24 protein-coding genes are annotated in these 25,580 nt (G+C 74.4%); 8 read left to right on the top strand and 16 right to left on the bottom strand.

Annotation, left to right across the window (positions count from 1 at the left end; all coding sequences use genetic code 11):
* Positions 1-263: 263 nt before the first annotated feature.
* The 5 genes from RM844_RS21425 to RM844_RS21405 all read left to right on the top strand — a co-directional run bounded on the left by RM844_RS21425 (position 264) and on the right by RM844_RS21405 (position 5,861).
* On the top strand, positions 264-1,742 hold the full coding sequence (locus RM844_RS21425) for a fused MFS/spermidine synthase (protein WP_311668942.1): 1,479 nt from the start codon (positions 264-266) through the stop codon (positions 1,740-1,742).
* A gap of 170 nt (positions 1,743-1,912) precedes the next feature.
* Positions 1,913-2,659: an SDR family NAD(P)-dependent oxidoreductase gene (locus RM844_RS21420; RefSeq protein WP_311668941.1), complete on the top strand. Its 747-nt coding sequence runs from the start codon at positions 1,913-1,915 to the stop codon at positions 2,657-2,659.
* Between the two features lie 33 nt (positions 2,660-2,692).
* Positions 2,693-2,959: a hypothetical protein gene (locus RM844_RS21415; protein WP_311668940.1), complete on the top strand. Its 267-nt coding sequence runs from the start codon at positions 2,693-2,695 to the stop codon at positions 2,957-2,959.
* A 51-nt stretch (positions 2,960-3,010) separates the two neighbouring features.
* Positions 3,011-4,483, top strand: coding sequence for a CoA-acylating methylmalonate-semialdehyde dehydrogenase (locus tag RM844_RS21410; RefSeq protein ID WP_311668939.1), 1,473 nt, complete (start codon positions 3,011-3,013; stop codon positions 4,481-4,483).
* A gap of 10 nt (positions 4,484-4,493) precedes the next feature.
* The gene (locus RM844_RS21405) at positions 4,494-5,861 is read left to right on the top strand and encodes an aspartate aminotransferase family protein (RefSeq protein WP_311668938.1); all 1,368 of its coding nucleotides are present in this window, start codon (positions 4,494-4,496) and stop codon (positions 5,859-5,861) included.
* A 110-nt stretch (positions 5,862-5,971) separates the two neighbouring features.
* On the opposite strand, the gene RM844_RS21400 is transcribed toward RM844_RS21405, so the two are convergent.
* From RM844_RS21400 to RM844_RS21365, 8 genes are read right to left on the bottom strand one after another with little or no spacing between them, the layout of a single operon-like run.
* Positions 5,972-7,321, bottom strand: coding sequence for an aminotransferase-like domain-containing protein (locus RM844_RS21400; RefSeq protein ID WP_311668937.1), 1,350 nt, complete (start codon positions 7,319-7,321; stop codon positions 5,972-5,974).
* Positions 7,294-8,769, bottom strand: a complete 1,476-nt coding sequence (locus tag RM844_RS21395) for a gamma-aminobutyraldehyde dehydrogenase (RefSeq protein ID WP_311668936.1) — start codon at positions 8,767-8,769, stop codon at positions 7,294-7,296. The genes RM844_RS21400 and RM844_RS21395 overlap by 28 nt, the downstream gene beginning before the upstream one ends.
* Before the next feature lie 41 nt (positions 8,770-8,810).
* Complete coding sequence (locus RM844_RS21390; RefSeq protein WP_311668935.1) at positions 8,811-10,232, bottom strand: NAD(P)/FAD-dependent oxidoreductase; 1,422 nt, start codon at positions 10,230-10,232, stop codon at positions 8,811-8,813.
* Positions 10,229-11,881, bottom strand: a complete 1,653-nt coding sequence (locus RM844_RS21385; protein ID WP_311668934.1) for an amidohydrolase — start codon at positions 11,879-11,881, stop codon at positions 10,229-10,231. The genes RM844_RS21390 and RM844_RS21385 overlap by 4 nt, the downstream gene beginning before the upstream one ends.
* Positions 11,878-13,005 carry an ABC transporter ATP-binding protein gene (locus tag RM844_RS21380; RefSeq protein WP_311668933.1) on the bottom strand — a complete coding sequence of 376 codons (1,128 nt, stop codon included), beginning with the start codon at positions 13,003-13,005 and terminating at the stop codon, positions 11,878-11,880. Before RM844_RS21380 ends, RM844_RS21385 begins: the two co-directional genes overlap by 4 nt.
* A complete protein-coding gene (locus RM844_RS21375) occupies positions 13,002-13,802 on the bottom strand; it encodes an ABC transporter permease (protein WP_311668932.1) in 801 nt (266 codons plus the stop codon). The genes RM844_RS21380 and RM844_RS21375 overlap by 4 nt, the downstream gene beginning before the upstream one ends.
* A complete protein-coding gene (locus RM844_RS21370; protein WP_311668931.1) occupies positions 13,799-14,704 on the bottom strand; it encodes an ABC transporter permease in 906 nt (301 codons plus the stop codon). The genes RM844_RS21375 and RM844_RS21370 overlap by 4 nt, the downstream gene beginning before the upstream one ends.
* A 4-nt stretch (positions 14,705-14,708) precedes the next feature.
* Positions 14,709-15,806 carry an extracellular solute-binding protein gene (locus tag RM844_RS21365; protein WP_311668930.1) on the bottom strand — a complete coding sequence of 366 codons (1,098 nt, stop codon included), beginning with the start codon at positions 15,804-15,806 and terminating at the stop codon, positions 14,709-14,711.
* Positions 15,807-16,080: 274 nt separating this feature from the next.
* Between RM844_RS21365 and RM844_RS21360 the strand changes: the two genes are divergently transcribed.
* Complete coding sequence (locus RM844_RS21360) at positions 16,081-16,581, top strand: Lrp/AsnC family transcriptional regulator (RefSeq protein WP_311668929.1); 501 nt, start codon at positions 16,081-16,083, stop codon at positions 16,579-16,581.
* A gap of 19 nt (positions 16,582-16,600) precedes the next feature.
* On the opposite strand, the gene RM844_RS21355 is transcribed toward RM844_RS21360, so the two are convergent.
* The 3 genes from RM844_RS21355 to RM844_RS21345 are packed head-to-tail and all read right to left on the bottom strand — an operon-like array spanning position 16,601 to position 18,668.
* Complete coding sequence (locus RM844_RS21355) at positions 16,601-17,410, bottom strand: polysaccharide deacetylase family protein (RefSeq protein ID WP_311668928.1); 810 nt, start codon at positions 17,408-17,410, stop codon at positions 16,601-16,603.
* Positions 17,407-17,829, bottom strand: a complete 423-nt coding sequence (locus RM844_RS21350) for a VOC family protein (RefSeq protein WP_311668927.1) — start codon at positions 17,827-17,829, stop codon at positions 17,407-17,409. The genes RM844_RS21355 and RM844_RS21350 overlap by 4 nt, the downstream gene beginning before the upstream one ends.
* A 20-nt stretch (positions 17,830-17,849) precedes the next feature.
* Positions 17,850-18,668: an SDR family NAD(P)-dependent oxidoreductase gene (locus RM844_RS21345; RefSeq protein ID WP_311668926.1), complete on the bottom strand. Its 819-nt coding sequence runs from the start codon at positions 18,666-18,668 to the stop codon at positions 17,850-17,852.
* Between the two features lie 145 nt (positions 18,669-18,813).
* On the opposite strand from RM844_RS21345, the gene RM844_RS21340 reads away from it, so the two are divergent.
* Positions 18,814-19,917 carry a tartrate dehydrogenase gene (locus RM844_RS21340; RefSeq protein WP_311668925.1) on the top strand — a complete coding sequence of 368 codons (1,104 nt, stop codon included), beginning with the start codon at positions 18,814-18,816 and terminating at the stop codon, positions 19,915-19,917.
* Between the two features lie 387 nt (positions 19,918-20,304).
* On the opposite strand, the gene RM844_RS21335 is transcribed toward RM844_RS21340, so the two are convergent.
* The 3 genes from RM844_RS21335 to RM844_RS21325 form a co-directional block, all read right to left on the bottom strand.
* On the bottom strand, positions 20,305-20,931 hold the full coding sequence (locus RM844_RS21335; protein WP_311668924.1) for a GNAT family N-acetyltransferase: 627 nt from the start codon (positions 20,929-20,931) through the stop codon (positions 20,305-20,307).
* Between the two features lie 73 nt (positions 20,932-21,004).
* Entirely contained in the window at positions 21,005-21,598 is a 594-nt protein-coding gene (locus RM844_RS21330; RefSeq protein WP_311668923.1) for an ADP-ribosyltransferase, read from the bottom strand.
* A gap of 126 nt (positions 21,599-21,724) precedes the next feature.
* The gene (locus RM844_RS21325; RefSeq protein WP_311668922.1) at positions 21,725-22,417 is read right to left on the bottom strand and encodes a nitroreductase; all 693 of its coding nucleotides are present in this window, start codon (positions 22,415-22,417) and stop codon (positions 21,725-21,727) included.
* A 105-nt stretch (positions 22,418-22,522) separates the two neighbouring features.
* Here RM844_RS21325 and RM844_RS21320 point away from each other — a divergent pair, with 105 nt between their 5' ends.
* A complete protein-coding gene (locus tag RM844_RS21320; RefSeq protein WP_311668921.1) occupies positions 22,523-23,119 on the top strand; it encodes a TetR/AcrR family transcriptional regulator in 597 nt (198 codons plus the stop codon).
* 46 nt (positions 23,120-23,165) lie between these two features.
* Here the strand turns inward: RM844_RS21320 and RM844_RS21315 are convergent, their stop codons facing one another.
* Together RM844_RS21315 and RM844_RS21310 are read right to left on the bottom strand one after the other, a co-directional pair.
* Positions 23,166-24,173 (bottom strand): hydroxyacid dehydrogenase, encoded by a 1,008-nt coding sequence (locus tag RM844_RS21315; protein ID WP_311668920.1) that lies wholly within the window; start codon positions 24,171-24,173, stop codon positions 23,166-23,168.
* Between the two features lie 277 nt (positions 24,174-24,450).
* On the bottom strand, positions 24,451-25,557 hold the full coding sequence (locus RM844_RS21310; RefSeq protein ID WP_311668919.1) for a substrate-binding domain-containing protein: 1,107 nt from the start codon (positions 25,555-25,557) through the stop codon (positions 24,451-24,453).
* Positions 25,558-25,580: the final 23 nt, after the last annotated feature.

Genomic DNA, 25,580 nt, shown 5'->3' with positions numbered 1-25,580 from the left:
TGGTGACCGCCGGCGCTTCGTCGTGCGCCGGGCACCGTCCGGCGCTGTCAGTGGTGGCTGGCAGGATGGGGAACGTGCTGGGCCCACGGGGGTGTTCGCCCAGTCGTGTGGGGGCGCCCCCGGCGTGGCCGTCATGGCCAGGGTCGGCGGCTCCCCCGGGGCCCCGTTGGCATCACCGGATCGTAGGTCGACATGAATGCTCAGTCAGCAGGCACAGCCCTCCGTGCGCGCGCCGTGGGCGCCCGCGGCGCGGGGGTGCGGCGTTGAGCGCGCCGGGGATCGGTCCCCGTACCGGCGCCGTGCTGGTCTTCGGGTCGTCGGCGGCGGTGCTGGTCGTCGAGCTGGTCGCGCTGCGGCTGCTGGCGCCCTACGTCGGGCTGACCCTGGAGATGAACACCACGGTGATCGGCATCGCCCTGTCGGCGATCGCCCTGGGCGCCTGGGCCGGCGGGCGGGCCGCCGACATGATGCCGCCCCGGCGGGCGTTGGGGCCGCTGCTGGTGCTGTCCGGGGTGGCCGTGGCGCTGACCCCGAGCTTCGTCCGGCTCGCCGGCTCGGCCGGCGGCACGGTGGCGCTACTGGTCGGCGGCTGCTGCCTGTTCATACCGGCCGCGCTGCTCACGGCGGTCACCCCGATGGTCACCAAGCTGCTGCTGGTGGACCTGAAGACGACCGGCACGGTGGTCGGGCGGCTCTCCGGGATCGGCACCGCCGGCGGCATCGCGGGCACCGTGCTGACCGGCTTCGTGCTGGTCTCGGTGATCCCGGTCAGCGCCATCCTGATCGGCCTCGGCGTGCTGCTGGTGGTGTCCGGCGTGCTGGTCGACGCCTCGCTGCGGGACTGGCGCCGGGGCCGACGCGCCCTGTTGGCCGGGGTCGCCGTGGGCGGCAGCGTCGCCGGGGGAGTGGCGGTCCCCAGCGGCTGCGACGTGGAGACGCGCTACCACTGCGCCGCGGTCGAGGACGACCCGGAGCGGGAGAGCGGCCGGACCCTCGTGCTGGACGGGCTGCGGCACTCCTATGTGGACCTGGACGACCCGGAGCACCTGGAGTTCGCCTACATCAAGGCGATCGCCTCCCTGGTCGACACCGGGTACCCGGCCGGCGAGCCGCTGGACGCCTACCACCTGGGCGCCGGGGGCCTCTCCATACCGACCTATCTGGAGGCGGTGCGTCCCGGCTCCGTCAGCGTGGTGTCCGAGATCGACCCGGGCGTGCTGGAGCTGGACCAGGAGCTGTTGGGTGTCGAGCCGGACGAGAGCCTGCGGCTGCGGGTGGAGGACGCCCGGCTGGGGCTGCGGCGGCTCGCCGACGACTCCCGCGACCTGGTCGTCGGCGACGCGTTCGGCGGTGTCAGCGTGCCCTGGCACCTGACCACCCGGGAGGCGGTGGGCGACATCGGGCGGGTGCTGCGCCCCGAGGGCCGGTACGCGGTCAACATGATCGACCACGGCGAGCTGGCCTTCGTCCGGGCCGCGGTCAGCACGTTGCGGGCGGAGTTCGCGCATGTCGCGCTGGCGGCGGAGCCGGGCGCCTTCGACGGCACCGGCGGCGGCAACTTCGTCGCCGTCGCCTCCGACGCGCCCTTCGACCCGGCGGCCTGGGCGGCGCGGCTGACCGAGCGCGGCGCCGGCTGGCGGGTCGTCACGGGCGCCGAGCTGGCCGACTGGGTCGGCGACGCGGAGGTGCTGACCGACGACTTCGCGCCGGTCGACCAACTGCTCACCCCCCGCGCCGGCTGACCGACTCCGGCCGGCCGGTGGGGTCTTCCGTCGGCCGGTCGGTGCGCCGCGGGGCGCGGGCCGCCGGTGTGGGGTGGCCAGAACCCGCCCCTTCTGTACCGATCGGTTTCCTGGTGGGCTACGGTCTTACTTCGGTACCGAACGATACTGAAGTCGGGAGAGTTGGGCACATGGGGAAGCTTGAGGGCAGGACCGCCGTCGTCACCGGGGCCGCCACCGGGATCGGCCGGGCCACCGCGGCCCGGCTGGTCGCCGAGGGCGCGCACGTCTTCCTGACCGGCCGTCGCCAGGCCGAGTTGGCGGCGACCGCCGCGGCCATCGGGCCGTCCGCCGTCGCGGTGCCGGGCGACATCGCCCGGCCGGCCGACCTGGACCGGCTCTACGAGACGGTCCGCGCCCGTGGCCGGGGCCTGGACGTGCTCTTCGCCAACGCGGGCGGGGCCGTCCTCGGACCGCTGGAGACGGCCACCGAGGAGCAGTACGAGCGGAACTTCGACATCAACGTCCGGGGCACCTGGCTGACCGTGCAGAAGGCGGTGCCGCTGCTCAACGAGGGCGCCTCGGTGATTCTCAACGCCTCCATCCGGGCCGCCGACGGCTGGGCGGACTTCGGCCTCTACGCGGCCTCGAAGGCCGCGGTCCGGTCGCTGGCGCGCACCTGGGCGAACGAGTTGAAGGGCCGGGGCATCCGGGTCAACTCGGTCTCGCCCGGCTCGATCGACACCCCGGGGGTCGACGAGGCCCTCGGCGCCGAGCGGGCGGCCGCCGGCAAGGCCGAGCTCGCCGCTGGCGTGCCGATCGGCCGGCTGGGGCGCCCCGAGGAGGTGGCGGCCGCGGTGGCCTTCCTCGCCTCCGACGAGAGCGGCTTCATCCTCGGCGCCAACCTGGACATCGACGGCGGCGAGCACCAGTTCTGACCCGGACGTCCCGCGCGGGCCCGGGCCTGGACCTTGACTCGCCACCCGGACCCGGACCCGGACCCCGGAAGCGGAAGCGGCACCCGGGCCCGCCGCCCGGACCCGGACCCGCCGCCGGCTCAGGCGCGGGAGCTGCGGCTGGCGTTGACCGGGGCGCCGCCGCGCACCCCGGGGGTGGTCGCCGGGCTGGCGGCGGCGGCCGGTTGGCGGCTGGCCGGCACCGTCGCCCTGGGCTGGGGCTACGAGGCGCGGCCGCTGACCGGGGACGCCGCCGGGGCGGCCCCCGAGGGCCGTTTGTGACAGCACATAGCGGCGTTGAGCCGGCGCCAGCGGGTGGTCAGGATGGCGAGCATGAGCAGCCACATCTCGCACTGGATCGGCGGCCGGCCGGTGGCCGGCCCCGGGGGGCGCACCGCCCCCGTCCACAACCCGACGACCGGTGAGCGGATCGCGGAGACCGTGCTGGCCACCGAGGCCGACGTCGAGACGGCGGTCGCCGACTCGGTGCGCGCCGCCGACGGGTGGCGGCGCGCCTCGCTCTCCAAGCGGGCCGCCGTCCTCTTCGCCTTCCGGGAGCAACTGCACAGCCACATCGACGAGTTGGCCGCCGCCGTGGCCACCGAGCACGGCAAGACGCTGGCCGACGCGGCCGGCGAGGTGCGGCGCGGGCTGGAGAACATCGAGTTCGCCACCGGCGTCCCGCACCTGCTCAAGGGCGAGCACTCGACGGAGGCCGCCGGCGGCATCGACGTGCACAGCGTGCGCGAGCCGCTCGGCGTGGTCGTCGGGATCACGCCGTTCAACTTCCCCGCCATGGTGCCGCTGTGGATGTGCGGGAACGCCATCGCGGCGGGCAACGCGTTCCTGCTCAAGCCGAGCGAGAAGGTGCCGTCGGCCGCCCTGCTGCTGGCCCGGCTCTGGCAGCGGGCCGGGCTGCCGGACGGCGTCTTCAACGTCCTCCAGGGCGACGCGGGAACGGTCGACGCGCTGCTGCGCCACCCCGACGTGGCGGCGGTGAGCTTCGTCGGCTCCACCCCGGTCGCCCGGCACGTGCACCGGACGGCGACCGAGCACGGCAAGCGGGTCCAGGCGCTGGGCGGCGCCAAGAACCACGCGGTGGTGCTGCCCGACGCCGACCTCGACGTGGCCGCCGACGCCATCGTCTCGGCCGCCTACGGCTCGGCCGGCGAGCGGTGCATGGCGCTCTCCGTGGCGGTCGCGGTCGGCGGGGTCGGCGACGCGCTCGTGGCCCGGATCGCGGACCGGCTGCCCGGCGTGCGGCTGGGCGTCGACATGGGCCCGCTGATCACCAGGGAGCACCGCGACCGGGTCGCCGGCTACGTCGCCGCCGGCGCCGAGCAGGGCGCCACCGTGCTGGTGGACGGCCGGGACGCCGAGCCGCCGGCCCCCGGCTTCTTCCTCGGCGCCTCGCTGCTCGACCACGTGACGCCCGAGATGTCGGCCTACCGGGACGAGATCTTCGGGCCGGTGCTCTCGGTGGTCCGAGTGCCCGGCTTCGAGGAGGCCGTCGAGCTGGTCAACGCCAACCCGTACGGCAACGGGACGGCCGTCTTCACCCGGGACGGCGGCGCCGCGCGGCGGTTCGTCGGCGAGATCCAGGTGGGCATGGTGGGCGTCAACGTGCCCGTCCCGGTGCCCGTCGGCGCCTACTCGTTCGGCGGCTGGAAGGCGTCCCTCTTCGGCGACGCGCACATGTACGGCCCGGAGGGGCTGGCCTTCTACACCCGGGCCAAGGTCGTCACCACCCGCTGGCCCGACCCCGCCACCTCGGCCGTGGACCTCGGCTTCCCCCAGACCCGCTAGGAGCGCCCCCATGACGCAGACCGAGAGCACGCAGACCGAGAGCGCCGCGGCCCGCGTGCGCCGGCTGGACCGGGCCCACGTCTTCCACTCCTGGTCCGCCCAGGGCCGGATCGACCCGCTGCCCGTCGCCCGCGCCAGCGGCTCCTACTTCTGGGACCTGGACGGCCGCCGCTACCTCGACTTCACCTCCCAGCTGGTGAACGTCAACATCGGCTACCAGCACCCCAGGGTGGTCGCCGCCATCCAGCGGCAGGCCGCCGAACTCACCACGCTGGCACCGGGGTTCGCCTACGAGGCGCGGAGCGAGGCGGCCCGGCTGATCGCCGAGGTGGCGCCCGCCGGGCTGGACCGGGTGTTCTTCACCAACGGCGGCGCCGAGGCCAACGAGAACGCCGTCCGGATGGCCCGGCTGCACACCGGCCGGCACAAGGTGCTCGCCGCCTACCGCAGCTACCACGGGGCGACCGCCGGCGCCATCGCGCTCACCGGCGACCCGCGCCGCTGGCCGTCCGAGCCCGGCTCGCCGGGCGTGGTCCACTACTGGGGGCCCTACCCGTACCGGTCGGCGTTCCACGCGCGGGACGAGGCCGAGGAGGGCGAGCGGGCGCTGGCCCACCTGCGGCAGACCGTCGAGGTCGAGGGCCCGCACACCATCGCCGCCGTGCTGCTGGAGCCGGTGGTCGGCACCAACGGCATCCTGGTGCCGCCGCCCGGCTACCTGGCCGGCGTGCGGGAGCTGTGCGACGAGTTCGGCATCGTCCTGATCGCCGACGAGGTGATGGCCGGCTTCGGGCGCTGCGGCGAGTGGTTCGCGGTGGACGCCTGGGGCGTCACACCCGACCTGATCACCTTCGCCAAGGGCGTCAACTCCGGCTATGTGCCGCTGGGTGGGGTGCTGATCTCGGACGCCATCGCCGACACCTTCCGGGACCGGCCCTACCCCGGCGGGCTGACCTACTCGGGGCACCCGCTGGCCTGCGCCTCGGCCGTCGCCTCCATCGAGGTGTTCCGCGAGGAGGGTTTGCTGGACCACGTGCGGCGGCTGGGCGCCGAGGTGATCGGCCCCGGGCTGCGGGAGTTGGCCGAACGGCACCCCTCGGTCGGCGAGGTGCGCGGGCTCGGCGTGTTCTGGGCGTTGGAACTGGTGCGGGACCGGGCCACCCGGGAACCGCTGGTGCCGTTCAACGCCTCGGGGACGGCGGCCGAGCCGATGGCCGCGTTCACGGCGGCCTGCCGCCGGTCCGGGCTGTGGCCGTTCACCCACTTCAACCGGACCCACGTGGTGCCGCCGTGCACCGTCTCGGCGGACGAGGTCCGGGAGGGCCTGGCCATCCTCGACGAGGCGCTGTCGGTCACCGACCGCTGGACCACCACCTGACCGCCGACGGCGGCGGGGGCGCGGGCCCGGGGCCCGGCCCCGGGCCCGGCGGCCCGGGCCGGCGCCATCCCCACCACCCCCGCCGTACCTGCCGCCCCCGGCTACGCCGGCTACGCGGCGGCGGTGGCCAGGAGGGGGGCCACCGCCGCCGGGTGGTCCAGGGCGCCGGTGGTGATGCGCAGGTGCGGGGTGGCGTCCGGGCGGAGGTGGAACGGGGCGCCGGCGGCGGCCACCACGCCCTCGGCGGCCAGCCGGGCCAGCGCCTCCGCCTCGTCCCGCACCGGCAGCCACAGGTTGACCCCGTCGGTCTCGCCGGCCGCCAGCGGCACGCCGGCCGCCCGCAGCGCGGCCAGCAGCGCGCCCCGCCGCCGGGCGTAGACGGCGCGGGCCGCCGCGACCTCGGCGATGGCGACCGGGTCGGTCAGCAGGTCGGCCAGGATGCCCTGGAGCAGCCGGCTGCTCCAGCCCTGCCCCAACTGCCGTCTGGCCAGCAGGTCCCTGGTCAGCGCGGCGGGCGCGCTCATCGCCGCCAGCCGCAGGTCGGGCCCGTGCGACTTGGCGAAGCTGCGGATGTGCACGGTCCGTTCCGGCAGCCAGCGGGCCAGGCTCAACGCCGGGGCGGTGGCCACCGCCCCGGCCGCGTCGTCCTCCACCACCAGCGCGCCCGAGGCGCCGACCAGCCGGGTCAGCTCGGTGGCGCGGCGTTCCGTCATGGAGATCCCGGTCGGGTTCTGCGCCCGGGGTTGCAGGAACAGCGCGGCCGTCGGCGCGCGCAGCGCGTCGGCCAGCGCGGTGGGGCAGAGCCCGGCCGGGTCCAGCGGCACGCCGACCAGCCGGGCGCCGGCCGCCTCCAGCAGGTCGGCCAGCGGCGGGAAGCACGGGTCCTCCACCACCACCCGGTCGCCGGGCCGCAGCAGTACCCGCACCACCTGGTCGAGGGCGTCCATCGCCCCGTCGGTGACCATGATCTCGTCGTGCGGGCAGGGCCAGTCGGCGCGCAGCGCGGCCCGCAGCTCGGGCAGCACCGGCTCGTGCAAATAGCCGAGGCCGCCGCCGGCGCGCGCCCGGGCCAGGGCCCGGCTCAGGTCGGGCAGCAGCCGCGGGTCGGGCACCCCGGTGGACAGGTCGAGGCGGGGCGCGGCCGGGCCGGCCAGCGCCCGCCGGTAGCGCACCGGGCCCGGCTCGGAGCCGGCGGTGACCACGGTGCCGCCGCGCCCGTTGGTGCGGATGGTGCCGGCCGCGCCCAGCAGCGACCAGGCGGCGCTGACCGTGGTGGGGGAGAGCGCCAGCTCGGTGGCGACCTGCCGGATCGGCGGCAGCCGGGTGCCGGGCCTGAGCACGCCGTCGCGGACCGCGTGCCGCACGGCGTGCGCCAGGCCGCGCGCCGTGCCGTGGTCGAGGCGTTCCTCGACGGCGGTCAGCACCGCGCGGGTCAGTGGCTGAAGACGGTCCGGTGCCACGGCTTGACGCTCTTCGCGGTGTTGTCCTGCATCACGTGCTTGACGTTGGTGTACTCCTCGAAGGAGTAGCCCGACAGGTCCTTGCCGAAGCCCGAGCCGCGGTAGCCGCCGTGCGGCATCTCGCTGACGATCGGGATGTGGTCGTTGACCCAGACGCAGCCGGCCGCGATCCGGCGGGTGGCCTCGGCGGCGCGGTAGACGTCCCTGGTCCAGACGGAGGCGGCCAGCCCGTAGCGGGTGTCGTTGGCCAGCCGCAGCGCCTCCTCGTCGGAGTCGAAGGGCTGCACGGTCAGCACCGGGCCGAAGACCTCCTCGCGGACGATCTCGCTGTCGGCCGCCACGTCCACCACCAGGGTCGGCGGGTAGTAGGCGCCGGCGGCGAGCGCGCCGCCGGGGGCGGCGCCGCCGGTGACGATCCGGGCGTGGCCGCGGGCCCGGTCCACCAGGCCGGCGACCCGGTCCCGGTGGGCGAGGGAGATCAGCGAGCCCAGGTCGGTCTCCTCGTCCGCCGGCCGCCCGATCCGGACCCGGGCGTACAGCTCGGCGACCCCGGCGACGAAGTCGTCGTGCAGCGAGCGGTGCACGACGGCCCGGGTGGCGGCCGTGCAGTCCTGGCCGCCGTTGATCAGGCTGCCGGCGACGGCGCCGTGCACGGCGGCCGTCAGGTCGGCGTCGTCGTGCACCACGAACGGGGCCTTGCCGCCCAGTTCGAGGTGGACCCGCTTGGGGCCGTCGGCGGCGGCGCCGGCCATCACCTGCCGGCCGACGGCGGTTGACCCGGTGAACGACACCATCGCCACGCCCGGGTGGCGGGCCAGCGCCGCGCCGACCGTGCGGCCGGTGCCGGTCAGCACGTTGACCACGCCGGGCGGCAGGCCGGCCTCGGTGAGCGTCTCGGCCAGCAGCAGCGTGGTGCCCGGGGTGATCTCGGCCGGCTTGAGCACCACCGTGTTGCCGGCGGCGATGGCCGGCAGCACCTTCCAGACCGCCATCTGGAACGGGTAGTTCCAGGGGGCGATGGAGCCGACCACGCCGATCGGCTCGCGGCGGATCTGCGAGGTGTGGTCGGCCGAGTACTCGGCACTGGCCCGGCCCTCCAACTGCCGGGCGGCGCCGGCGAAGAACGACACGTTGTCGATCGACCCGGGCACGTCGAACTCGCGGCTGAGTCGGATCGGCTTGCCGGTCTGCGCGGTCTCCGTGCTGGCCAGCTCGGCGGCCCGGCCGGAGAGCAGCTCGGCGGCCCGGGTCAGCACCGCCGACCGCTCGCCCGGGGTGGCGCCCGACCAGCCGGGGAACGCCCGGCCGGCGGCGGCCACCGCCCGGTCCAGGTCGGCGGCGCCGGCGAGCGCCGGGGTGGCCAGCACCGCGCCGGTCGCCGGGTCGACGATGGGCGCGGTCTGGCCCGAGGTGCCGGCGGCCCGGGCCCCGTCGATGTACTGGTACATGCCTGACTCCTGTCCGTGCCTGGTCCGTGGCCCGCGCCGGGTCACGAGTCGAATCCCATGCCCAGCCGGTCCAGGGTGCGCAGCCACAGGTTGCGGCGGCCCCCGTTGGCGTCGGCCCGGGCGATGGCCCGGCGGGTCAGCTCGATGCCGACGTAGCGCAGCGGCTCCGGCGGGAACGGTAGCGGTTTGCGCTTCACCATGGTCAGTTCGGTGAGTTCGGTGCGTCGGCCGTGCAGCAGGTCGAGCATCACCCGGGCGCCGAAGCGGGTGGCGGCCACCCCGAGCCCGGTGTAGCCGACGGTGTACACCAGCCGGCCGCCGTAGGCCCGGCCGTGCAGCGCGGTGAACCGGCTTGAGGTGTCCACCACGCCGCCCCAGGTGTGGGTGAAGCGGAGGCCGGTCAGCTGCGGGAAGGTCCGGAAGAAGTGCTCGCTGAGGGTCAGGAACGTCTCCGGCCGCTGGTCGAGCTGGTCGTTGATCCGGTCGCCGTAGTGGTAGACGGCGTCGTAGCCGCCCCACAGCACCCGGTTGTCGGCGGTCAGCCGGTAGTAGTGGAACTGGTTGCCGGCGTCCGCGAGGGCCTGCCGGTCCCGCCAGCCGACGCTGGCCAGCTGTTCGGCGCTGAGCGGCTCGGTGACCATCGCGTAGTCGTAGACCGGCACCACGAAGGAGCGCAGCCGGCGCAGCGGGCCGCGGAACGCGCCGGTGCCCCAGGCGACCTTCGGCGCGCGCACCGAGCCCCACGGGGTATGCAGCCGCAGCGCGCCGCCGGCCCGGTCGGCCCGCTCCACGCCGACCACCGGGGAGTGCTCGTGGAACCGGACGCCCAGCCGGGCGCAGGCGTCCCGCAGGCCCCAGGCCAGCTTGGCCGGGTGCACCAGGGCGAAGTCCCGTGGGCTCCAGAACGCCCCCAGGTAGGTGGGGGAGTTGACCCGGCGCCTGGTCTCCGCCTGGTCGACGAAGGTCCGGTCGATGCCCACCTCGCGGGCGGCGGCCACGCCGGCGCGCAGCTCCGGCACGTGCCAGGGCTCGGTGGCGACCCGCAGCTCCCCGGTGCGTTCGAACTGGCAGTCGATGCCGTGCCGGGTGACGGTCTCCTCGATGGCGTCCAGGTTCGCCATGCCCAGCCGCTCCAGCCGGCGCATCTCGGTCGGCCACCGGTCCAGGCCGTTGGCCAGGCCGTGGGTGAGGCTGGCGGCGCAGAAGCCGCCGTTGCGGCCGGAGGCGGCGCCGCCCACGGTGCGGGCCTCCAGCACCACCACGTCCAGCGTCGGGTCGGCCTCCTTGGCCAGCAGCGCCGTCCACAGTCCGGTGTAGCCGCCGCCGACCACCGCCAGGTCGGCCTCGACGTGCGAGGTCAGGCGCGGATGGGTGGCGGGCGCGGGCCCGTTGCCCGGCTGGGTGGTGTCCAGCCAGTACGGGGTGGGGGCGGCGTCGGCGAGCGCGGTGCGGGCCCAACTCATCGCGCGAACACCACCCGTCCGGCCACCCGGGTCTCCAGGACGCTGGCCCGCCACAGCTGTTCGGGGTCGGCGAACGGGTCCCGGTCGAGCAGGACGGTGTCCGCCTGTTTGCCCAACTCAAGGGAGCCGTGGCGGTGTTCTGAGTGGTTGAGGTAGGCGCTGCCCGACTGGTAGGCGTTCATGGCCGCTTTCAGGGAGAGACGTTCGGTGGGCAGGAAGACCTCGGGCGGCTCGGCCGGCGGCCGGCCGTCGCGCGGTACCGGCGTGCGGTTGACCGCGACGTGCAGCAGCGCCAGCGGGTCCGGCGTGGACACCGGCCAGTCGCTGCCGATGCCGAGCACCGCGCCGCTGCGGGCCAGCGACCCGAACGGGTACTGCCAGCCGGTGCGTTCGGGGCCGAGGTGCGGGATGGTCAGGTCGGTCATCTGGGGTTCGTGCCGGGCCCACAGCGGCTGCGCGTTGACGCCGACGCCCAGCGCCCGGAACCGGGGCAGGTCGGCCGGGTGGACCACCTGCACGTGGGCGAGGTGGTGGCGCAGCCCGGAGTCCCCGTTGACCCGGCGGGCGTGCGCCACCGCGTTCAGCGCCTGCCGGACGGCGGCGTCGCCCACGGTGTGGAAGTGCGCCTGGAAGCCGGCCGCGTCCAACGCGGCGACCAGCTCGTCCAACTCCCCCTGCCGGTAGTAGGAGATGCCGTGGTTGGCCGGCTCCGGCACGTTGACGTAGGGCGTCAGCAGGGCGGCGGTGTGGGTCTCGCAGACGCCGTCCAGCATCAGCTTCACCGCGTCGAACCGCAGCCCGGGCCGGGCCAGTTCGGCGCGCACCGTGCGCAGCGCCGCCAACTGGTCGAGGCCGCCGTCCGGTTCCCACCACTGGGCGCCGACCACCCGGGCGGTCAGGCCGCCCCGGTCGGCGAGCGCCGCGTACACCTCGGCGTCCGCCGGCCGGGGCAGCACCTTGGCGTCCTGCCAGCCGACCACGCCGAGCGAGTGCAGGTAGCGCTGCGCCTCGGCGAGCCCGGCCAGGTAGTCCTCGGCGGAGATCGCCGGCAGCAGCGCGGAGACCAGGAACATCGCCCGCTCCTGGAGCGCGCCGCACGGCGTGCCGTCCGGGTCCCGGTCGATCCGGCCGCCGGGCGGGTCGGGGGTGTCCGCGTCGATGCCGGCCAGCCGCAGCGCGGCCGAGTTCACCCACGCCGTGTGGTGGTCCCGGCTGTAGAGCAACGCCGGGCGGTCCGGGACCAGTTGGTCGAGCAGCCGGGCGTGCGGGATGCCCCGGGGGAAGAGGTCCATCGACCAGCCGCCGCCCAGCACCCACGGCTGCTCCGGGTGGTCGGCGGCGTACCGGGCGACGAGCCGGCGGACGTCCGCCAGGGTGGTGGCGGCCAGCAGGTCGCACTGGCGCCGCTCCATGCCGCCCTTGATGGCGTGCAGGTGCGCGTCGATGAAGCCGGGCACCACGACCCGGCCGTCCAGCGCCACCCGCTCGGTGCCCGGGCCGGCCAGCGCGGCCACCGCCCGCTCCGGGCCGAGCGCGGTGACCCGGCCGTCGGTGACGGCCAGCCCGGAGACGTAGCCGCCGGCCGTGTCACCCACCCAGATCCCGCCGGCGCCGAGGAAGACGGTGTCCGGCGCCCGGCCGCCGCTCATGACCCCTCCGGCAGCAGCCGCAGGTGCTCGCGCGGCAGGCCGAGGGTGACCCGGTCCCCGACGGCCAGCCCGAGCGCCGCGTGCGCCGGTGCCAACGCGCTGACCGGCTCGGCCAGTTCGGGCACCGCGACGCGCAGCCGCACGGTGTCCCCGAGGAAGACCAGGTCGCTGACGGTGCCCGGCAGCGGCAGGTCCTCGTCGCCGGCCGCCGGCCGCACCTGGCCCGGCCGGATGGCCAGCGCCAGCGTCTCGGCCGCCGCCGCGGCCCCTTGCAGCGCCAGGGTGTGCCGCCGTTCGCCGACGGCGACCTCGGCGTCCGCCGCGCCGCGCCGGCGCAGCGCGACCGGCCCGCCGGGGGTCAGCGGGATCACGTTGGCCTGGGCGAAGAAGCCGGCCACATAGCCGTTGGGCGGGTCCAGGTACAGCTCCCGCACGGGCGAGCAGCACACCAGCCGGGTGTCCCGCATGATCGCCACCCGGTCCGAGAGGGTCAGCGCCTCCTCCCGGTCGTGGGTGACGTAGAGGATGGTGGTGCCGAACTCCCGGTGCACCCGCCGGATCTCGGCCAGCAGGTTCTCCTTGAGCGCCTTGTCCAGCGCGCCCAGCGGCTCGTCCATCAGCACCAGCCGCGGCGAGTAGGCCAACGCCCGGGCGATCGCCACCCGTTGCTGCTGCCCGCCGGAGAGCTGCCGGGGCAGCCGGTCGCCGAGCTGGTCCAGCCGCATCCGGGCCAGCAGCTCGGCGGACCGCTCGACCCGCCGCTCCCGGCTCCAACCCCGCATCCGCAGGCCGTACTCGATGTTCCGGCGCACCGAGAGGTGCGGGAAGAGCGCGTAGTTCTGGAAGACCATGCCGATCTCCCGTTCCGCCGGGCTGAGGCTGGCGACCTCCCGGCCGTGCAGCCGGATCGACCCGGTGGTCGGCGTCTCGAAGCCGGCGACCAGCCGCAGCAGGGTGGTCTTGCCGGACCCGGAGGCGCCCAGGATGCTGATCAGCTCTCCCGCCTCAGCCGTGAGGCTGAGGTCGCTGATCGCCGTGACCTCCCCGAACCGCTTGCTCAGGCCGGTCAGTTCGACGGCGGGCGGTCTCGTCCCGCCGCCGGTCGGGTGTTCCGTCTTGGTCATCGTTTGGCTCCTCTGGCCAGGGCGAGCGGGACGGCCACCACGGTCGACGAGACCAGCACGATGGCCGCCGCGATGGCGGTGATCACCGGGTCGCTGCCGAACTGCACCGAGTCGAAGATGGCCTTGGGCAGGGTCACCAGCCCTGGACCGCCGATGAAGTTGATCAACACGGCCTCCTCGAAACTGTGTTGGAAGGCCATCACGAAGCCGCCGGCCAGCGCCGGCAGCGCCAGCCGCAGCGTCACGCCGACCCAGGCCCGCACCCGGCTGGCCCCCAACGTGATGGCCACCAGCTCCAGTTCGACCGGCACCCCGCGCAGCGCCGCCCCGCCGACCAGCATCACCAGCGGCACCGAGAGCATGGCGTGCGCCACCACCAACCCGTGGAAGGTGCCGAGCAGTTCGTACTGGGCGAAGACCGCGTACATCGCGACGGCGTACGCGGAGACCGGGATGATCAGGGTGATCAGGCTGACGCCCTCCAGCAGTTCGCCGAACCGCAGCCGGCTGCGGTGGATCGCCAGCAGCGCCAGCACCGAGACCAGCAGGGTCAGCAGCGCGCTGCACACCCCGAGCCGGACCGACAGCCCAAGCGCCGTCAGCCACTTCTCGCTGGTCACCAGGTCGGTCCAGCGGTCGGTGCCCCAGCTCTCCGGCGGGAAGCTGATGCCCGGGTCGTTGGCGAACGACAGCACCACCGTCAGCACCACGGGGGCCAGCACGAACAGCACGGCCAGCACCGTGACCGTCACCCCGAGGCCGCGCAGCGCCCGGTCCAGGACGCGGCCGGCCCTCACCGGAGGGCCGCCTTCACGGTCCGGCCGCCGACCAGCGCGAAGACCCCGCCGACCACCAGCACGGCGATCAGCAGCAGCACCGCCGCGCTGGCCGCGGCGCCCGGGTAGTCGTACAGGTTGAAGATCTGCTGCGAGATCTGGGTCGCCATGAACGGGGTCTGGGCGCCGCCCAGCAGGATCGGGGTGACGTAGAAGCCGATGGACAGCACGAACACCAGCGCCATCGAGGCCGCCACCCCGCCGCGCGCCAGCGGGAAGGCCACGGTGGCCAGGGCGCGCACCCGGCTGGCCCCCAACGCCTGGGCGGCGTGCAGGAGTTCCTTGTCGATGTGCATGAAGGCCGAGTAGAGGGAGAGGACCGCGTAGGGCACCAGCGAGTAGGCGATGCCCACCACGATCGCGGTCTGGGTGTACAGGAAGTTGACCGGCTCGTCGGCCAGGCCCAGCGCCCGCAGCGCGCTGTTGACCGGGCCGTTGGCCGACAGCATCAGGTAGATCGAGTAGTTCTTGACGATCACCCCGAGCCAGAACGGCACCAGGGCCACCGTCCACAGCACGACCCGCACCCAGCGCCGCTCGGTGACGTGCAGGGTCCAGGCCAGCGCGGTGCCCAGCACGGTGGCGACCAGCACCACCACGGCGCTGGTGCGCAGCGTGGCGAACAGCGCCCGCTGGCTCACCCCGTCACTGAGCACGTGGGCATAGCGGCCGAACAGGTCGCCGCCCGACGAGGCGTCCAGGAAGATGCGCAGCAGCGGGTAGCCGACGAACAGGGCGAGCCCGAGCAGCAGCGGGGCCGCCATCAGCAGCCCGGTGGTGGCGCTGGCGCGGTGGTCCCACGGCTTGGCGGCCCGGGCCGGCCGGGCCGACCCGGCCGACTCGGTGGCGGTGGTGCCGGACACGGGCTCAGCCGCCCTGGATGGTCTGCTGTATGCCGCGGTCGATCTCCGGCTTGTTCGCCAGGTACCAGGGGACGTCCTGGGCGGCGATCAGCTCGCGGTTGGCGGGCCAGTCGGAGAGCCGCTCGGCCTCCTCGGCCGGCAGCGCGGCCAGCGCCTCCGGGTGCGGCACGCTGTAGTTCATGAGCTGCGACCACTCGGCCTGCGCCTCGGGGTGCTCGGCGATCCACTCCAGGAACCGGGCGGCGCCCTCCTGGTTGGGGCCGTCGGCGACCAGCGCGGTGTGCCCTGGGGTGTAGACGCCGGCCCAGTTGACGGTCACGTCCAGGCCGGTGTCGGCCAGGTTGAAGGCCCGCCCGCTGTACATGAAGCCGAGGTCGGCCTCGCCCTGCTGGAGGGCCTGTTCCATCTGGTCGCCCGAGGTCCACCAGACCCGCACCGAGTCCTTGATGCCGCGCAGTTCGTCCAGCGCGGTCTCGATGTCCACCGGCAGCGCCGCGTCCACCGGGTTGCCGGTGGCCTGGCCGAGGATGGTGATCAGCTGGCTGTAGGAGGAGGCGTCGCCCGGCATCATCCGCCGGCCGGGGAACTCCTCGGTGTCGAAGAACTCCTCGATGGTGGTGGGACAGCGCTCGACCCGCTCGTCGGCGCAGGCGATCACATAGGCGTGGTTGGCGAAGGTGAAGCTGTACTCGGTGAGCTTGTCGGTGCCCAGCTCGGTCTCCAGGGTGGACCGCAGCGCCGCCGGGTGGTCCAGCAACAGGCCCTGGTCGTACAGGTACTGGGCGTCGGAGGCGGCGGCGCTGTCGATGATGTCCCACTGCACGGCGCCGGCCTCGTGCTGCGCCTGGACCTGGGAGACGAAGTTGCCGGGGCTGTCGACCACCCGCACCTCGATGCCGGTCTCCTCGGTGAACGGCTCGGCCAGCGCGGTCACCATCGCCTCGCTGAACCGGCCACCCCAGCTGGCGACGGTGATGACGTCCTGGTCGCCGCCGCCGGACGAACCCGGCTGGGGGGTGCCGCCGCAGGCCGTGACGAGCCCGATGCTCGTCACCGCGGCGGCCGTGGTGACTCTTCGCAGGGTGCGCGGATCTCTTCTCACGGCCATTCCTTCCGAAGGGGGTGAACGGGTCCTCCGGGCGCCGTGCGGGTGCGCCGGGGGCGCGCCATGACGGGCGCGGCGGGGGACGGGGAGCGGGACAGAGGGGACGTAGGGGGAGTCGACGCCGATGTCACCTGACGCCGCATGTAGCGGTCATGGCGGGGTTGTTCGAACAATCCACCGAAATTCGTCAGTCTGTCAAGACTTGTTTGGCGTCTTCGTGGAAGGCGGGTACGCTGGTTGCGAATTTCGTAACGCTTGGGAGGCGGGTCCCGTGGACCTCGACGACATCGATCGGCAGATCATCGCCCAGCTCCAGGGCGACGGCCGGCGGCCGTTCACCCAGATCGCCAACGAGCTGGGCGTGAGCGAGGGGTTGGTGCGTTACCGGGTCCAGCGGTTGACCAGGGAGAAGGTGATGCAGGTCGTGGGGATCGCCGATCCCCTGAAGATCGGCTTCGACCTGATGGTGATGGTCGGCATCCGGGTCACCCCCGGCATGGTCCGCGAGGTCGCCGACCGGGTCGGCAAGTTCCCCGAGGCCAGCTATGTCGCCTCCATCGGCGGCGACCTGGACCTGCTCCTTGAGGTCGTCTGCCGGGACACCGCGCACTTCGCGGATCTCCTCAACAACCGCCTGCACCACATCGAGGGCATCACCTCGACCCAGACGTTCCTGATCCTGGAGATCCACAAGATGGCCTACGGCTGGGGCGTCCCCGACGCGCCGGCCGGCGAGCGACCGCGCCCGCACCTGCCGGTGCCCCGGGAGTGAGCCAAGCCGGGGCGGCGGCTCAGCCTCCGCCCCGCACCCAGTCGGCCACCTGTGCGGCGGTCGCCGCCCACACCCCCTCGGCCTCGGCCACCGCGCGCACGATGTCCTCGAACAGCTCAAGTCGCCCGGGTCGCCCGATGAGTTGCGGGTGGAAGGTGTGCACGCACAGGCCGCCGAGCCGGTCGATGCCGGCCGCCTCGGCCCGCCAGATGGCGCCGGCCTCCTCGTTGGTGGCCAGCTTCCTGGTCCAGGCGGTCTGCCCGAACCAGAAGTGCGCCGCGTCGTCCAGCGTCCAGTGCACCGGCAGCTCGACCACGTCGGAGCCGGTGTGCCGGTAGGGCCGGAAGTCCGCCATCAGGTTGGACGAGTAGGCCAGCCCGTAGCGCTGCAGCAGCTCCACGGTGCGCACGCTGACGTCCCAGGACGGCGCCCGGTACCCGCGCACGGTCACCCCGTGGGTCTCCCGCAACACCGCGATGCCCCGGGCCAGTTCCTCTTCCTCCTCCTGCGCGGTCAGCGACGCGGGCGCGCGGTGCGTGTACCCGTGGTGGGCCACCTCGTGCCCCGCGTCCAACACCGCGCGCACCGCCTCCGGGTAGCGCTCGGCGACCCGGCCCGGCACGAAGAAGGTGGCGGCCACGCCGTACCTGCCCAGCACCTCAAGGAGCAGCGGCACCGCCACGTTCGGCCCGTAGACGCCCTGGGAGAGCACCCCGGGGCGGCGTGCCGCGTTCGGCACCTCGGCCAGCCAGACCTCGTCCGCGTCCAGGTCGAAGGTCAGGCAGGCGGCCGAGCGTGCCCCGTCGGGCCACGCCACCGCCGCGCTCACGCGGGGCTCTTGTGTGGCTCGGTGATGCTCAGCACGTTGCCCTCCGGGTCCCGGAACGGCCGGAAGCGGTACCAGATCCCGCTCGGGTGGTCCCAGCGCCGGGCCGCGCCGGCCCAGGTCACCCGGCCGTCCAGGTCGGCGACCGCCGCGTCCAGGTCCGGCACGGTCAGGCCGAACGCGGAGAGCCCCGGCGGGTCTTCGGCGGCGACGTGCACCCGCCGCGGTGGCGTCACCGTCGAGTTGGTGCGGAAGACGTAGAGCGTCACGTTGCCCGCCTGGAGTGCCGCCCACTCCTGGCCCGGCTCGTAGGGCAGGAAGAAGGGCAGGCCCAGCACGTCGTGGTAGAAGTCCACCATCGCCGCCACGTCGTGGCAGAGCAGGTCGACGTTGTCGAGGTTCAGGTACGGGGTCGGGTTCACGGGTCCTCCCGGTGCGCGGGTCAGGCGTCGAGCCCGCGCCCGGTGTTACCGCGCAGGGCCTCGAACTCGTAGATGTTGTTCATGCCGACGGACAGTCCGCCGTCAACCGGGAACGGGTGGCCGCTGGAGAACGAGGACTCGTCGGAGCAGAGGAAGAGCGCCATCGCGGCGATCTCCTCCGGCGCCCCCAGCCGGCGCAGCGCGTGCATGCTGCGTACCGCGTGCCGGGCCGCCGCCGGGTCCGGGTGGTCGTTGGCCCACCGCTCCACCATCGGCGTCTCGATGTAGCCGGGGACGATCGCGTTGCAGCGGATGTTGTCCGGGCCGTGCTCGACGGCGATCGCCCGGGTGAGGGCGAGGATCGCGCCCTTGCCCGCCGCCTGGACGGCGATCCCGGGCTCCGGCACCACCGCGAAGGTGCCCGACATGGTGACGATCGAGCCGCCGCCCAGCCGCCGCATCCGCGGCACCGCGGCCCGGGCACAGAGGTAGGTGCCCTTCAGATCGACCGCCATGTAGGCGTCCCACTGCTCCGGGGTGGTCGCCAGCAGGCCGCCCTCGTGGCGGGCGCCGGCCTGCGCCACCATCGCGTGCGGGCCGCCCAGCTCCTCGGCGGCGGCGACCAGCGCCTCCACCTCCTCGGGCGATGAGACGTCGCACCGCAGGGCGGTCGCCCGCCCGCCGGCGGCCTCGATCTCCCGTGCCACCGCGGTGACTTCGTCCGCCAGCAGGTCGCCGAGGACGACGTGCGCGCCCTCCGCCGCCAGCCGTTCGGCGATGGCCCTGCCGTTGCCCCTGCCGGCCCCGGTGACCACCGCGACCTTGTCTCGCATCCGCATCTGCGCTCCCTCAGCTGAGTGTTGACGAATTCCATGACAGAGAAGCGGTTTGATCGCGTGATTCGTTAAGCTAGCACGCATGCTTTGCGAATAGAACAAGTCAACGAGGGTACTTCGCGGATTCCGCGGGAGAGGTGTCACTGCCATGAAGACGGAGAGACCGGGCACGCCCGGGCAGACCTACCGGATAGCCGCGATTCCCGGGGACGGCGTCGGCGCCGAGGTGGTGGCCGCCGGCCGCACCGTCCTCGACGCGCTGGCCGCCGACTCAGCCGGCGCGTTCGACTTCGCCTGGACGGAGTTCCCCTGGGGCTGCGCCCACCACGAGCGCACCGGCCGGATGATGGACGAGGACGGCCTGGACCGGCTCGCCGACTTCGACGCCCTCTACTTCGGCGCCGTCGGCTGGCCCACCGTCCCCGACCACGTCAGCCTCTGGGGGCTGCGGCTCCGGATCTGCCAGAGCTTCGACCAGTGGGCCAACGTCCGCCCGGTGCGGTTCCTGCCCGGCGTCCGCGGCCCGCTGCGGGCCGCCGACGAGCACGAGCTGGACTGGGTGGTGGTCCGGGAGAACAGCGAGGGGGAGTACGCCGGTCTCGGCGGCCGCAACCTCGCCGGCCGCGGCCCGGGCGGCGAAGTCGCCGTGCAGAGCGCCCTGTTCACCGAGGTCGGCTGCGAGCGGGTGATGCGGTACGCCTTCGACCTGGCCCGCACCAGGCGCCACCGCAAGGTCTCCAGCGTCACCAAGAGCAATGCCCAGCAGTACGGCATGGTGCTGTGGGACGACGTCTTCCGCCGGGTCGCCGCCGACTACCCGGACGTCGAGACCGAGAGCGTGCTGGTGGACGCGATGGCCGCGCGGTTCGTCCTGCGGCCCCAGGACCTCTCGGTCGTGGTCGCCTCCAACCTCAACGCCGACATCCTCTCCGACCTCGGCAGCGCCCTCGCCGGCAGCCTCGGGCTGGCGGCCAGCGCCAACCTCAACCCGGAACGCCGCTTCCCCAGCATGTTCGAGCCGGTGCACGGCTCGGCCCCCGACATCGCCGGCCGGGGCGTCGCCAACCCGATCGGCGCGGTGGGCAGCGCCGCGCTGCTGCTGGACCACCTCGGCCGGCCCGCCGAGGCGGCCCGCCTGGAGCGGGCCATCGCCGCCACCACCGCGGCCGGCGTGCTCCCCCGCGACCTGGGCGGCACCGCCACCACCGCCGACGTCACCGCGGCCCTGGTCGACCACCTCGGGGACGCCTGACGGCCCCCGCGTGCCCGGGCGTGGCCGCCGCCCGGGGACCGCCGGTCCGCGCCCAGGTCGGTGACCGGGCGGGTGACTGGGCGGGGGCAACACTCCGCATGCTCCCGCTCGGCCATCCTGGCGCGCGCGGCCCACCGCTGCCGCTCGGGCAACGTCGGGTCGTCCAGCCCGCGGAGCCCGGGGAACCCGGTGTCGAAGCGGCTCCGCCCCATCGGGGAGATCGCCCGGCCGCAGCCCGCGCTCCAGCGTTCCGCGGTACGTCAACGGGCTCCGGAAGCACGCTGGTTGGGAGGCGGCCTCCGCCGAGAAGCCCTCCCGTCCCCCCGTCCTCCCGGATACTCGGTTGCCGATCGCCGCCCGGCTCGCCGTGGCCGGCGGTCGGCCGGGTCAGTGGCCCGCCGCCGGGGCTGCGTCCGGCTCCCGGCGCAGGCACCAGGTGGTCGGGCCGCCGTCCGGCAGCGGCACCTCGGCGGTGACGGTGAAGCCGAGGCGCTGGTAGAAGCGCACGTTGCGCTCGCTCGACGTCTCCAGGAACGCCGGGCACCCGGCCCGGGCCGCCGCCGCGACGCCCGGGGCGAGGACCGCGCCGCCCAGGCCCCGGCCCCACGCCTCGGGGGCGACGCCCACCGTGTTGAGGAACCAGACCGGCTCCGCCGGCCGGTGCGGCGCGATCACCCGCTCGGCCGACTCGAAGGCCGCCGCCCGGTCTCCGGCCAACTCGCCGAGGACCGAGCCGATCTCGGCGAGGGCCGGCGCCGGGTCCCGCTCCGGGGTGGTCCACACGGCGACGGCCCTCGCCTCGTCCGCCACCCACACCCGGCCGTAGGCCATCCCGACCACGGTCAGGCACAGCTCCTGGAAGCGGCGGATCCGCTCCTGGTGGCCGTCGGCGGCGATGACATGCCGGGTGAACGGGTAGTCGGCGAAGGCCCGGGCGAGGGTGTCGACCGCGGTGGGCACGTCGGCGTCGGTCAGCGGGCGGGCGGCGGGGGTGGCCTGGTGGTGCTGCGTCACACGGGTGGGACGAGCGGTGCCTGACCCGGGTTCCCGGGCGCCGACCGACCGGGTCGGGTCGGGTCGGGTCAGGTCAGCCGCGCCAGGGCTCGTAGTGCGGGTTGTCCACGCACTCCGTCATGATCTCGGTGCGGGTGGCCGAGTCCACCGGGCAGGCGCCGACGATGAACTCGGTGGCGATGCCGCCCGGGAAGGCGACCTCCTCCTGGTCGGCCCACCGGTGCTGGTCGCCGATGGTCGCGTTGACGTCGATCCCGCCGGGGGCGTCGATGTAGTAGTTGTAGCCGGCCGAGCGCCAGTTCTTGTACAGGTCGTGGTCGTAGCTGGTGCTGACGAACGGCGACGGCTGGTTGACCAGGACGTACTGCTCCAGGTCGTACTGGCCGTCGGTCACGTCCCGCGGCTCGAAGCCCTCGGCGAAGACCACCTCGGGCGCCCGCCCGTCGGCACGGTAGAGCTGGCGGCAGTCGGTGCGGAAGGACGGGTCGGGGGAGATCCGTTCCACCTCGACCGCCTGGTTGTTGGCCGCGTACAGCGGGTCCTCGACGGTGGGGCAGGCCACCGCCGCGTTGGCGACCGGCGCGGCGGTGAGGGAGACGGGGGTGAGTAGCAGGGCGACGGGCAGGGCGGCCAGCGCGGCCCGGCGGAGGAGTTGCTTGACAGTCATGCCGACACCCTGGCGACCGCCCGCGCCGTCGCCCCGCAATGTCACTCGTTCGGAGGCGTGTCGCGGCGCAACGCTGCCGTGGCGGCGACCAGTTCGGGCCCGGCGGCGCGGCCGGCGGTGGCCGGCTCAGTCGTGGAAGGTGGTGGTCGCCGCCAGTTCGGCCCGGGGGGTGGCCAGTTGGTTGACGGGCGCGGTCCCGTCGGCGTGGCCGAAGGCGACGCCGACGAGCAACCGCCCGCCGGTGACGCCGAGTTCGGCGCGGACCTGGTCGGCGTAGAAGCTGAGCAGTCCCTGTGGGCAGCTGGCCACCCCGTGGGCGGCCATGGCCAGCAGCAGGGTCTGGAGATAGGCCCCGACATCGGCGGCCAGTCGGGGGTCGCCGTCGCCGCCGACGAACAAGAACGCCACGTGGGGCGCGCCGTAGAAGCCGAGACTCGCCACGTCGTAGGCGGCTCGGGCCGCGTGGTCCTCGGGGCTGATGCCCAGGGTGCCGTACAACTCGGCGCCGAACGCGGCCCGTCGGGCCTGGTGCGCCGGCTCGTACATGGCCTCGGAGTACGGGAACTCGGCGGAGCGGCGCTGCCCGGCGTGCGCGGCGCGGATGGCGTCCGCCAGCCGGTCGCGGCTCGCGCCGCTGGCCACCGCCACCCGCCACGGCTGGGCGTTGGAGTTGGAGGGGGCGGCGCCGGCCAGGGTGAAGATCGCGCGCAGCGTCTCCTCGGGAACGGGCTCCGGCCGGAACGCCCGGGTGGCGTGCCGGTCGCGGATCAACCGCACGGCGTGCTCGCGGAGTTGTTGGTCGGTGGCCTGGCCGGTCATGAGGTCGCTCCTTCGGGACACGAAGTAAACGGTGTCGTTTACTTGACGACGTGGACCCTAGCAGGGTCTCCCGGTCGAGGTAAACGGTCTCGTATACTTGGCGTCGTGAGCACCACGACCACCGAGGCCCGGCGGGGTGGCCGGGGCGGCCGCGAGCGCGTCCTCGCCGCCGCCGCCCGGCTCTTCGCGACGCAGGGCATCAACGCGACCGGCATGGAGCAGGTGGCGGAGGCCGCCCCCGTCTCCAAACGCACCCTCTACGCGCACTTCAGGACCAAGAACGACCTGGTGCTGGCCCATCTGACGGAGTTGGCCGGCTCGGGCGCCACCCTGGAGGGTGTGCTGACCCGCCCGGACGTGCCCGCCAGGCAGCGGCTGCTCGCGCTCTTCGACCCGCCGGCGACGGCCGAGGCGACCCCGGTGCGCGGCTGCCCGTTCATCGACGCGGCGGCCGAGTTCCCCGACCCGGCCAGCGCGGTGCACGCCTACGCCCGCGAACAGAAACTGCGCATGGTCGAGCTGGTCACCCCGCTGGTGACGGAGCTGGGCTGCCGGGAACCGGCCGCGCTCGCCGAGCAGTTGGTCACCCTGGCCGACGGGGCGGCCAGCCGGGCCATGGTGTTGGACGAGGCGGACTACGGCCGGCACGCGCGGGCGGCGGCTGAGGTCCTGCTCGACCACGCGTTGGCCGGCCCGGACTGACCCGGGCGCGGCGCCCGCGTCGGCCCGGCCCGGACCGGTCAACCCCTCAGGCGCTGTGGCTCAGTTCGGCCGCCTCGACCCGGTGGGCCAGCGGCTCGCCCCGCAGCACCCGCTCGATCTCGTGCACCGCGGTCAGGCCGAGCCGCCGCAGCTCGTTGCCCAGGGACCCCGCGACATGCGGGGTCAGGAAGACGTTGGGCAGCCGGAACAGGGCCGACGTGGTCGGCAACGGCTCCGGATCGGTCACGTCCAGCACCGCGTTGATCCGCCCGGTGGTCAACTCCCGGACCAGCGCGTCGGTGTCGACCAGGCTGCCCCGGGCGGTGTTGATCAGGGTGGCGCCGTCCGGCAGCAGCGCCAGCCGGTCCGCGTCGATCAGGTGCCGGGTGGCCGGGGTGGCCGGCGCGTGCACCGAGGTGATCGAGCAGCTCGCGAGGAGTTCGTCCAGGCCCACGGCCCGCACCCCCAGCCGGGCCGCCGCCGCCTCGTCCACGAACGGGTCGTGCAGCAGCACCTCGAACTCGAAGGGGCGCAGCAGCTCGATCACCCGGCGGCCGATCCGGGAGGCCCCGATGATCCCCACCCGGCGCCCCACGTTCCCGATGTCGCGGTGCAGCAGGTCGGCCGGCGGCCGCAGCTGCGCGCGGAACTCCTCGCGCAGCGCGAACACGCCCTTGCCCAGCAGCAGGATCATGCCGAGGGTGTACTCGGCCACCGGCAGGGCGTTCGCGGTCGCGGCCGAGGAGACCGCCACCCCGCGCTCCCAGACCTCGGGCGCCAACAGGCTCTTCACCGTGCCGGCGGTGTGCACGAGGGTGTGCAGGCGGGGCAGGGTGTCGAGTACCTCTGCCGAGACGGGCGGGCAGCCCCAGCCGGTGATCAGCACCTCCACCCCGGGCAGCACGGGCGCGAGCCGCGGGTCCCCGAAGTCCGCCACGGTCAGGGTGGGGTCGAGGTCGACCAGCCCGCGCAGCGCGGTCAGCACGTCGGGCGGGAAGAGCAGCGGCAGGTTCCGGTCGGCGAAGGCGAACAGGGCGGTGGGGCGCTTGGGCATCGAGGTGAGCACTTTCGGATCGGCGGCCGGGGCGGGAGGAACGACCGGCGGGTGGTCGGGGCACGCTCCGTCGCGTGCCGCCGGCGTCGCCGCGGTGGCCCCCGCCGGGCGAGCGCGGGGGACCGTCCTGGCCGAGTGGATCAGACGCATCAAGAATGCTTCACCCTGATCACTTTTGACAATGTCTACCTACAACGCCAAACAAATGTCCATGGCGGCCGCAGCCGCCGGAGCGCCCTTCCGACGGCCCGGTCCGCCCCCTGACCTGCCGCCGCCCTCACTCCGCCGCGGTCGCCGCCCCACACGAGGCCCGGACGATCAGCCGGGGCTGGACCAGCAGCTGCCGCACCGGGACCGCGGCCGGGTCGGCCGCCTCCAACCGGTCCAACAACAGCCCCGCGGCCAGCTCGCCCAACTCCTGCTTGGCCGGCGCCACCGCCGTCAGCGGCACCTCGGCCAGCGCGGCGATCTCGTCGTCGTAGGCGATCAGAGCCAGGTCCTCCGGGGTCCGCAGCCCGGCGCCGCGCATCCGCCGGATCAGCTCGATGGCGTCGTGGTCGGAGTGCACCAGCGCCGCCCTGGTGCCGCTGGCCCGGCAGGCGCCGAGGAAGGCGTCGTAGTGCCGGGTGGCCTCCGCGGTGCCCAGCGTCGGCCGCCCGCTGTCCACCACCGGCGCCGAGGGCAGCAGCGACAACTCGCGGACGGCCGCCGCGTGCCCCTCGGCGACCAGCGGCGCGGTGGGGCTGCCGTTGGTGAACAGCGCGACCCTCTCGTGCCCCAGCTCCGCCAGGTGCCGCACCGCCGCGAACGCCCCCTGCCGGTGGTCGGAGACCACGAACTCACACGGCTCGAACGGGTTCTGCGGCTGCCGCTCCAGCAGCACGAACGGCAGTCCGCCGGCCCGCAGTTGGGCCAGCGTCGCGGCCGGCAGGTAGTGCTCCCTTGAGAGCGTGACCAGCAGCCCGGTGGCACCGGCGGCGGCCAGCTCGGCGATCTGCTCCAGCTCCCGGGACTGCGCGTAGTCGGTCAGCCCGATCACCACCCGGGCGGCCCGCTCGGCGGCCACCGCGCGCACCCCGGCCACCGCGCGCGGGTAGTAGTAGGTGGCCGACGGCACCATCAGGCCCAGTGCCCGCTCCCGCCGCGGGGCCGCCGGCGCCCCGCCGACTGCCGGTGGCCGGTCGGCGCCGGGCGCGGTCGCCAGCAGGGCGCCGCCCCGCACCCGGGTCACCCGCCCGGCCGCCTCCAGCTCCATCAGGTCACGGCGGATGGTGGCCCGGGAGACCTCCAGCCGCTCGGCCAGCTCGGTGATCTTGAGAACGCCGGATTTCTCCAGCTCTCCCACCAGCAGCTCATGGCGCTGGGCGACGAGCATGTCGGTCATCGGCCCTCCAGTGAACAGATGTT

Origin of the sequence: Streptomyces chisholmiae, from assembly GCF_031845445.1 — a bacterium.
Classification (GTDB): domain Bacteria; phylum Actinomycetota; class Actinomycetes; order Streptomycetales; family Streptomycetaceae; genus Streptomyces; species Streptomyces chisholmiae.
Note: the sequence above shows the minus strand (reverse complement) of the source record. Positions and strands in the feature narration are given on the sequence as shown.